Source organism: Pseudoalteromonas sp. HM-SA03, assembly GCF_002289345.1.
In the GTDB taxonomy this organism is placed as follows: domain Bacteria; phylum Pseudomonadota; class Gammaproteobacteria; order Enterobacterales; family Alteromonadaceae; genus Pseudoalteromonas.
Genome location: NZ_NSDG01000019.1, coordinates 68,861 through 77,646, shown reverse-complemented (window position 1 = coordinate 77,646; position 8,786 = coordinate 68,861). Strand labels below are relative to the sequence as shown.

Annotated in this window: 8 protein-coding genes; all 8 read right to left on the bottom strand. The window is 45.0% G+C overall.

Going from position 1 to position 8,786, the window contains the following annotated elements:
* Positions 1 to 27: 27 nt before the first annotated feature.
* Complete coding sequence (locus tag CKO50_RS24430) at positions 28 to 1,278, bottom strand: Ig-like domain-containing protein (RefSeq protein WP_255229388.1); 1,251 nt, start codon at positions 1,276 to 1,278, stop codon at positions 28 to 30.
* Positions 1,238 to 5,245 carry a cadherin domain-containing protein gene (locus tag CKO50_RS03475; protein ID WP_255229386.1) on the bottom strand — a complete coding sequence of 1,336 codons (4,008 nt, stop codon included), beginning with the start codon at positions 5,243 to 5,245 and terminating at the stop codon, positions 1,238 to 1,240. Before CKO50_RS03475 ends, CKO50_RS24430 begins: the two co-directional genes overlap by 41 nt.
* Positions 5,246 to 5,347: 102 nt before the next feature.
* Positions 5,348 to 5,779 carry a S8 family serine peptidase gene (locus tag CKO50_RS24425; RefSeq protein WP_255229384.1) on the bottom strand — a complete coding sequence of 144 codons (432 nt, stop codon included), beginning with the start codon at positions 5,777 to 5,779 and terminating at the stop codon, positions 5,348 to 5,350.
* A 1-nt stretch (position 5,780) separates the two neighbouring features.
* Positions 5,781 to 6,659 (bottom strand): S8 family serine peptidase, encoded by an 879-nt coding sequence (locus CKO50_RS03470; protein ID WP_255229382.1) that lies wholly within the window; start codon positions 6,657 to 6,659, stop codon positions 5,781 to 5,783.
* Between the two features lie 145 nt (positions 6,660 to 6,804).
* Positions 6,805 to 7,338 (bottom strand): phage tail protein, encoded by a 534-nt coding sequence (locus CKO50_RS03465; RefSeq protein WP_095727024.1) that lies wholly within the window; start codon positions 7,336 to 7,338, stop codon positions 6,805 to 6,807.
* 11 nt (positions 7,339 to 7,349) lie between these two features.
* Positions 7,350 to 7,874, bottom strand: coding sequence for a phage tail protein (locus tag CKO50_RS03460; RefSeq protein WP_095727023.1), 525 nt, complete (start codon positions 7,872 to 7,874; stop codon positions 7,350 to 7,352).
* A gap of 11 nt (positions 7,875 to 7,885) precedes the next feature.
* Entirely contained in the window at positions 7,886 to 8,407 is a 522-nt protein-coding gene (locus CKO50_RS03455) for a phage tail protein (RefSeq protein WP_095727022.1), read from the bottom strand.
* A 12-nt stretch (positions 8,408 to 8,419) separates the two neighbouring features.
* Positions 8,420 to 8,713 (bottom strand): hypothetical protein, encoded by a 294-nt coding sequence (locus tag CKO50_RS03450; protein WP_223192109.1) that lies wholly within the window; start codon positions 8,711 to 8,713, stop codon positions 8,420 to 8,422.
* Positions 8,714 to 8,786: the final 73 nt, after the last annotated feature.

Genomic DNA, 8,786 nt, shown 5'->3' with positions numbered 1-8,786 from the left:
CCGTCATGAATCGTAACGGTTACACTATTANCCCGCTTCAGCGCCCGTTCCTACAATCAACACATCATTATCTTCCGCCGCATTTACTCGGCCATCACCTTCAATTGGTGTCGTAATTGTCGGTGCTGAAGGTGCTGTATTATCGAGTGTAACAGTCGTACTTGCTGCACCAGAGATATTCCCTGCTGAATCTGTTTGCGTCGCCGATACAGTTAATTCGCCATTACTAAATCCACTAACATTGAACTCACTGCCACTGATAGTCCAGTTACCGCTACCATCGGAAGTTACATTTTGACTCAGCGTTGCTGAACCGTCAGTAATACTCACGCTAACAGTCACGTTAGCATCGGCACCAGAGCCAGCGATCAAGACATCATTGTCTTCAGCGGCATTAATTTGACCATCTCCCTCAATTGGAGTCGTAATACTAGGTGCTGAAACACTCGTATCAATGACCATTGATAAGCTATTGCTATTGGTAATATTACCGGCAGTGTCTGTTGATCGCGCTGTGATTGCATGCGTACCACTGGTCATCACAGAACTTGGAGTAATAGTCCATGCACCTCCCGCAGCTGTGGCTGAGCCAACAACACCATCAAGATCGGAAATTAGTGTCACTGTGTCGCCCGTAGATGCACTTCCTGTGAATGTGGGCGTTGTATCATTAGTAATGTTATCTGCATTCGAGGAGCCGGTATCACTCCCAGCGGTCAAATCTGGCGTACTTGGCGCGGTAGGAGCTGTATTATCGATCGTTACGCTTAAAGAACTAGAGCTACTACTTACGTTCGAGCTCGCATCTGTGGCGGTCGCAAAAATCGCATGTGATAACCCTGCAGTCAACGGATCCGTTGTAATTTGCCAATTACCACCCGTTGCTGTGCCAGTACCAATGACCGTGGTGCCTCCGCCTACCTGATCACTATATAATTTAACCGTCGCCCCGCTCTCAGCAGTACCACTGAAGGTTGGTGTGGTGTCATTGGTAATGTTGTCTGAGCTTGAAGCCCCAGAGTCTGAAGCCGCATCCAAGTCCGGTGTCGATGGTGCATTTGGGGCCACGTCATCGTTGACCGTTATCGTGAATGACTCTTGGTAACTTGCGGTTCCATCACTCGTTTGAATACAAATAACATAGTCACCCGGAGATGTTGATGCTTGCGTTTGTAACGTAGCTCCTGAGAATTGGAAACTGCCGTTACCCGTATTTGCGCTACATGTACCGCCATCGCTACTNCCCAGCCGTAACCAAGCTATAGGTATGACTGTCACCACTTTCCACATCTGTGGTGCTGGCTGTCGCCACGGTCGCAGCAGCTCCGGTATTCGATTGGTCTATGCTTGTTGCTGTCAATGCAATATCAGTAGGGGCATCATTTACGGGAGTAATAGTCACTGCGGCCTGATTTGTACCTGTGCTGTTTGCCGTACCATCATTAAAGGTATAGTTGAGTGTTACAGATGAGCTTGGATCTTCAGAGCTGTTACCGTAGCCAATTGATTGCAATACATTATCCACTAGCGCGGAAGTGGCACTGCTGTTGAAAGTGAGTACCAGTGTGCCTGCAGAATTAGTTGTGATTGTACCTACATCAGTACCACCGTAACTTAACGCGCCTCCCTGAGTCAGCGTACCTAGCAGCCCAGTGTTACTAAATACATCTTCACTATTGGCCCCACCTGAACGTGAGATTGTTAGCGACGCACCATCATAATTACCATTTCCGCCACTCAGTGCGTCAAGCTCAGTATCTGCAATGGTTACATCGCTATCTATCGCAATCGAAGTTCCATTTTCAGTAAAGGTATTACCACCATTTAAATTACTAAAGATAGGCTCATCATTCGCAACTTCAAAGGTGATCACTGTATCACTGCCAGAGTCAGCGACCGTATACGCAAGATCACTACCCGGTGAATTTGTGAGCGACAGTGATATTTCTACGCCTGAAAAATCGCTTGCATTAGTATCTATCTCCAACGTACTAGTACCATTAAAGCGAATATTGCTGGTTGATAATCCTGTCACGCCTGTAATTGTTATCTTATCTCCGATGCTAAGATCGGCTATTGTGTCACCATTTAAATCACTTTGCGCTCCGACAAAATTATCATTACCATCGTTACCTGTCATGGTATCTGTACCGCCGCCTGGACGTATAGTGTCTGCACCACTACCACCTGTGATAGTATCAGAACCATCCAAATCTGTTGCCGTTATTTCTAGCACATCACTAGAAAAGGCAGAAGCGTCTATGACTAAGTCAGATGTGATTGCACTGCCGCTGGCATTTGCAACCGACACAGTTTGACCATCAGCATTAAAGTTGTCTGTAAGTGTGATCGTTGCTGCGCTATTGGTGCCAATTGAAATGCCTTCAACAGCAGAAACCGAGGTGGTCGAGAAGTCAAATTCTCCACCATCCATGAGTTTTAATGTCTCACTACCCGCCGCCCCTGAAATCGCTGTTGCAAAATCACTCAGGTTGGCCGTATCAATCGCAACAGTTGCACCACTAGATAGACTGAGGTTTCCTATATTGAAGAATCTACCTCCAGTTACATCCGCACCATCTGACGCTAAAACAAGATCTGCTACGTTCGTGTCGCCAGTTAAATCGCCAGTGTAGGAGCTACCACCGATATTAAACGTTACAGCATCATCGTTCGACGTTGCAGAAACATCAGTGGTACCGTTACTGATGGTAATAGTCCTAGTATTGCTAGCATCGTCACCAACACTATAAACTTCAACCGAAGAGAAAGTGGTGATATCCCCATCACCAGAAATATTGATAGTTTCTGATCCAGCTGCTGAAATATTACCAGTAAAACTTTCATGTTGAGCTACTGTCATGGAAACAGACGCGCCGGAGGCTATCGTTAAATTACTGACCGCGTTTATACTTGCTGCCGTAATATCAGCACCAGAACTTAACGACAAAGTATCAGCAGTGGTATTTTCGCCTGTGATTGTTCCAGTATAGGTAAGCGAACCTATATCGAAGGTAATTGCATCTGAAGTTGAAGTACCAGTAACAGAATGACCTGCACTGGTCACGGTCACGGTTCTTGAATTGGTTAAATCATCAGATAAAGTATAATTTTCAAGCGCAGAAACCGTTGTAATATCACCATCACCAGAGACAGTTAGAGAATTAGTGCCGTCGCCGGAAACCGAACCAGTAAACGATGACAACTGAGATACTGAAACTGTTGCAGAGCCACCAGTTGCTACAGAAAGGTTTTCAAAACCGCTTACTAACGCGCTCGCAATATTTCCGCCATCACTAATTGAAAGCGTATCTGTACCACTGCCTCCTGCTAGCGTACCAGTAGCTGTGAATGTACCAACATTTACGGTGTCGTCACCACTGCTGCCAGTTACACTTTGCCCAGCTGCGCCAAGCGCAAAGGTATTAGCCGCTGAAAGTATGTAAGTTTCAATTGCACTGTTACCCGTTAAACCATCACTCACATCACTGATTGTAATCGTCTCGGTTGCCGCTGCTGTGATTGTTGAGAAGCTGTCATGCTGAGCTTCCGTCATAGTGACTGAGGCATTATCACTTAAGGTCAGTGATTCGAAACCGCTGAGCGTAGCACTACTGATATTTGCACCATTATCTGTTTGTAGAGTATCTGTGCCTGCGCCAGCTGCGAGTATACCTGACGGCGTAAACCCGGTTACATTAACCGTGTCATCCCCGCTGCTACCCGTCACTTTTTGTGCCGCGCCCCCCAAGGTAAAGTTCATTGCAGCGCTTAACACATAAGTTTCAATGTCGCTATCACCGGTTAGGGTTTGATCTCCATCCGCGCTAGATATTGTAAATTGGTTTGTACCTGAACCATTAATGGTAGTAAATGCGTCATGCTGTGTTTCGGTAAGCGTTAAAGATCCGTCATTATCAGGGGTCAATGTTTCGAAATTAGCTAGCGACGTAAAGTTAGCTAGATTAGAGCCAGTTACTACAAATAGGGTATCAGTTCCCGCGCCCCCATCCGCAGTTGAACCAGCAATGTGGCTAGTATCAGCAATAGTCAGTGTTTCATCGTCACTGGTAAAGGTGATTGCTGGAGATAAGTTTGTGCCGTTTGCTGTATTAAAACCGGCTGCGATACTGCTCGCAGCAATAACATTGCTCACAGCCACAGTCGCAGTTCTATACTCACTACTCCGTGTACCGTCGTTGATGACAACAGTTACGGTTCTTGCGGTTTCGTTGGGAGTACTGGAGGTATTATTATAAGTGATTGCCTGTAGGAACGTTTGCACTTCTGACGCGGAAGCCGTTGCGCCAGTGATAGAAATTGTATCTTGTAGCGAAATATCAGAAGAACCTGAAATTCCCGTCAATGCATCTTGAGCGGATGCACTAACATTCAGGCCTTCAGATGCACCGTCTTGATCGTTGGTAAGGCTTACTATTATGGTGGTAATTGTGTCGCCATCAGCTTCCGTCACAGCAGCATTCTCTGCAATGTTTACCGCACCACCACCTTCAGAAAATGAAGCACTACTATTATCGCTGCCACTGGTTGAATCTAAATCAACAAGTGGTGCCTCATTTACGTTTGTTACCGTGATATAAATGCTTTGGTCAGCGGTGTTAACACTATCATCGGCAGTAACCGTAATATTGTAAATATTGTCGCCGCCGTTGTCTCCCGGCGATTCGAAATCCGGTGGATTCTTAAACGTGATGACACCAGTGCTGTCATCAATTTCGAACAGCGAGGCATCTGTGCCAGATAAAGAGTAAGTGATCCCTACGTCGTCGCCACCATCATCACCGTTGTTTGCATTAACATCCAGCACTGTGCCCGTGCCATTTTCGGCAAAGTTAGCAGAAGACGGGGTGCTGCCAAAATCTGGATCATTATTGGTCTCCCATTCACAAAATGGTCCTTGACAAGAACTTTGATTATAACCTGCACATTGAAAACCAGGAAATGCAGGTGCGGGTACACACTGCAAAAACTCAAGCCGCCCCCAATTTGGATCGCGCGTAACCGTTATGGCTTTGCTAGTCAATCTTGACTGCACGTACTCTAGCGCTTGCTGGTTAACAGCGGTATGAGTCGCCCCGCCCTGTAATGCCTCTGCATTTGCTAGCGCTGATGAAGCCACTGCCACAGGCAACTGAATAGCAGCACTGCATAGCAATGCGGCCTTAATATGGGTTTGTAGTTTACTGCGCGTAAATATCGCTGCGCTGTTATATTCTGTATCCATAGTTTTATCCACATTTTATACCCAGAAGCTCACTTCCAAGGTAGGAACGACCTTTATCCAACTTGTTGTGTTATCAGTAGCTAACACAGCCGTTTAATTACTTTACTTACTCTGGTTGTCCAACATTAAACCAGACACTTGAGCCAGCTTTTGTTTAACTTTACTTGCCGTTAGTTCGGGCTCAGCAGCCAACAGCAGTGCAATCATGCCCGTGCCATATGCCGCTGCGTAAGAAGTACCACCAAAACCACTGTATGCATTATTTCTTGCGATACCCCTAGCACTATAACCTGGCATCCAAGCACTAACCGATTTACCAAAGTCGCTAAAACTTGCCGGCATACCGCTGCTATTCATTGCGCCCACCACCACCGCAGATGCAATACTCGCCTCTGTACTATTTGCTTTAATCATGTTTCCGCTATTTCCAGCGGCTAATACTACTAAGGTTCCTTTACCACCTCGGCCGGTTTGTGCTAAGCCATCAATGGCATCTTTTATTGGCTCCAAGAGCCACTGCGTTTGCCAACTCATGTTAACAACATCGGCTTGCGCCAGTTGCGCGATATGTAACGANGCTTGTCCAGCTTTTTGTTTGCCTTATTGCAATAAGCTCGGCGTCGATTGCAAGGCCCGCCATTTCAGCTGGCAGCAAGTTGGTTGCTCTGGCAAAAATCACTCCAACTACCTTAGTACCATGTTTATCAAAGCGGCTTTGCGGCTGTACGTCCTTGACTCTTCTTTCTATATCGTAGGTGAGTAATACCTTAGTTTTACTTAAGGCCTCATGTTTTAAATCAAAGCCATCATCGATAACAACGATTTTTACTCCCTCGCCTTGAGTCGATTGTTGTAGTTGCTTTTGCCATTTCTCTAACTGAAATAAACGAAAAGGTAAGCTTTTCATAGAACCTGATTGCGACAAGGTTTTTGTTAACCATTGCGCAGCGTTATTGTTTTCAACTTCGAGCTTACTTTTTATTTGTAAAATATCTGGTTGAGCATATATTACCCCCTCCAAACCACTGGCAACTTCTAGTGCACCAGTTAAGCGCTTGGCGGACGCGTCTTTTAGCGATACCACCATAAACTCGTGCTCTGCAAAAGGCCCAAAGGTGGCTAGCTGGCCCACCTCTATTTTTTGTTTTAAGGCGTTTGTAACGTCACCGCCTATTCCAGCCTTTATTTTTATGATTATTCTGTCGCTCAGCTCCAGCAAGTGTTCTGAATTAGCAAACTTATACACACTCTTAGGTTCAACCCTGCTCTGTTCAAGCTTTATCTTGTTGCCAAAATTAACAAACTCAATTCCCTGTGCATTCGTCGTACCAATAGATAAAACAACAAATATAAAGCACAGCACCAGCTTTAATCTTGTTAGATAAAAAAGCTGACAAACCTCTTTTTTACACATTGGTTACCACTCTTACAAACACCACAATAAGTTACCAACTTAAAAGCGATAATAACACCCAATTACCACCGTAAAATATAAGTATTAGTAAGGACCAGCACCAACAACAGGCCAATCTCTTACCAATACTTTGCGCCTTACTAAGCTAGTTCCTTGGTGGAAATGTGCCATCTAGTGCCAATGCAAACTGAATCGCCAAAAATGGCTGGCGGTTTTCATGCCCCAAATTTGCCATGCCATTAGTACCAAGCGCAGGATAATCCATCTTTGTCTGATTTTGCGCGTTAGGCGCGTTATCATAAACGTTACTGCCCGAAGATTGTGCGAGTAGATTCCCCTGCCCCGTATCAACCGTTCCGCCTAATGACGTCGTACCATTAAAAGTATGGGTATGAGCAGGTAAGTTCGACTCATATAGCACAACTTCATTCTCGCCTTGCTTATCATCTAACAAACTTGGTGTCAGGCCAGGGCCTGTCCCCGTCCCCATCGGTACTCTACATTGTAAATTTGGCACCCCCATGGTGGTGCGACAATCACCCCCAAAGTTACAGCCTATTACCGCAAAAAGTGCTGAATTTTGCGATATAGGTAGTAGTTGCCCTTCACAACTGGCCCACCACACTGGTGTAAAATTGCAAACAAACATTCGAACTTCACCTAAAAAACAATCAGCCATTATTCTTCTCCTTAATTTCTAGGTGGATATATGCCATTTAGGCATATGATAAAATTAACCCCAAGGCTAGGCATTTTGTTTCCATGAGCCTGATTGCTTCCCGCAGAGGCAATGATGCCGTCATACATAGCTGAAGGGCCATTATTATACTGATCCGTTGCGGGTTCACAGTACATATCCGCTTTACCCAACACTTGCCCAGCAGGGTTTGTACCCGTAGCGGTGTTGTTACTTACCTGAAAATTATGACTGTGCGATGGTATTTGACTGATATCTAAGGTGACTGTTTCTACCCCTTTCATTGCTCCTATCTGTGTTGGTGTTAATCCGGCACCAATACCGAATCCCATAGGTAATCGACCTCGCATATCGGGAAACCCAAAACTACTTCTACCATCTCCACCATAGATATTCCCAAGCAAAGAGAATAATGCTTCATTCCCTGTAATTGCAGTGATCTGTCCGTAGCAAAACGCCCATTTAAATGGCGAGTAATTGCCGGCAAACATCGTTATCTGTCCAATAAACCCTTCCATTTACGACCTCCTTAGTTTCGGCTCGGATAAATGCCAGTGAGTGCAATGGCAAAGTTAAGGGATAAGCTGGGTTGCATATTATAGTGGCTCTGACCGCCGCCAATACTTGATACCGTGGAGTCTGAGGTATTTACCAAACTTGTAGCTGCGGCATATATAGGCACTTCCGTCTGCGTCGCCATCTGGTTTGGTGTGGGAGCATTTGCATATGGAAAGTCAGCCGTTTTCGTACTTGCTTGCACGTCGTGGGTGTGTGCGATGTTTGCTAAGGTTAACGTTACGTTTTCAGCGCCACCAATATTGCCTCTATCGTAACTAGCGCTTCCTAAGTCACCAAGCCCCACAGGCACTCTGCCACGAAAGTCTGGTAGACCAAAGGTTGTTCTACCATCACCACCATACGCGGTGCCGGTAAGAGAATAAAGCGCTGGATTTTGGCTAATTTGAATTAGCTGACCGTTACATAAAGACCAATTTTTAGGTGCCCAATTGTAGCCATAGAGGGTAACCTGTCCAATATAGGGTTCTGACATTATTAAACTCCTTTATGCTTCTTTTTTTATGCTGATAATTATTTGATACTTGTCTTTTTCGTATGCAGATAAAAATAGTGGCATTTCACCCAGCTTTTGATGCTTTAATGTATACGTATCATCAGTAAGCGGAAAATTTGATTTGGCAGTTAACGTTACAGAAAATCCTTCAAATTCATTACTGTTTAGCTTGCACTCATCAATAGCATCAACTTGCAACTCATTAAGCTTATGCTTACCATCGGCCGTAAATACTTCAACATCCTGACCGATTAAGTCTTCAAATAAACTACTAGTTAGTTTCACAACACTTGCTCCTTTGCTCATTAAGTTAGACTCGCTCTTGTTAACTAAAAAACAGTTATTAATACCAATGATC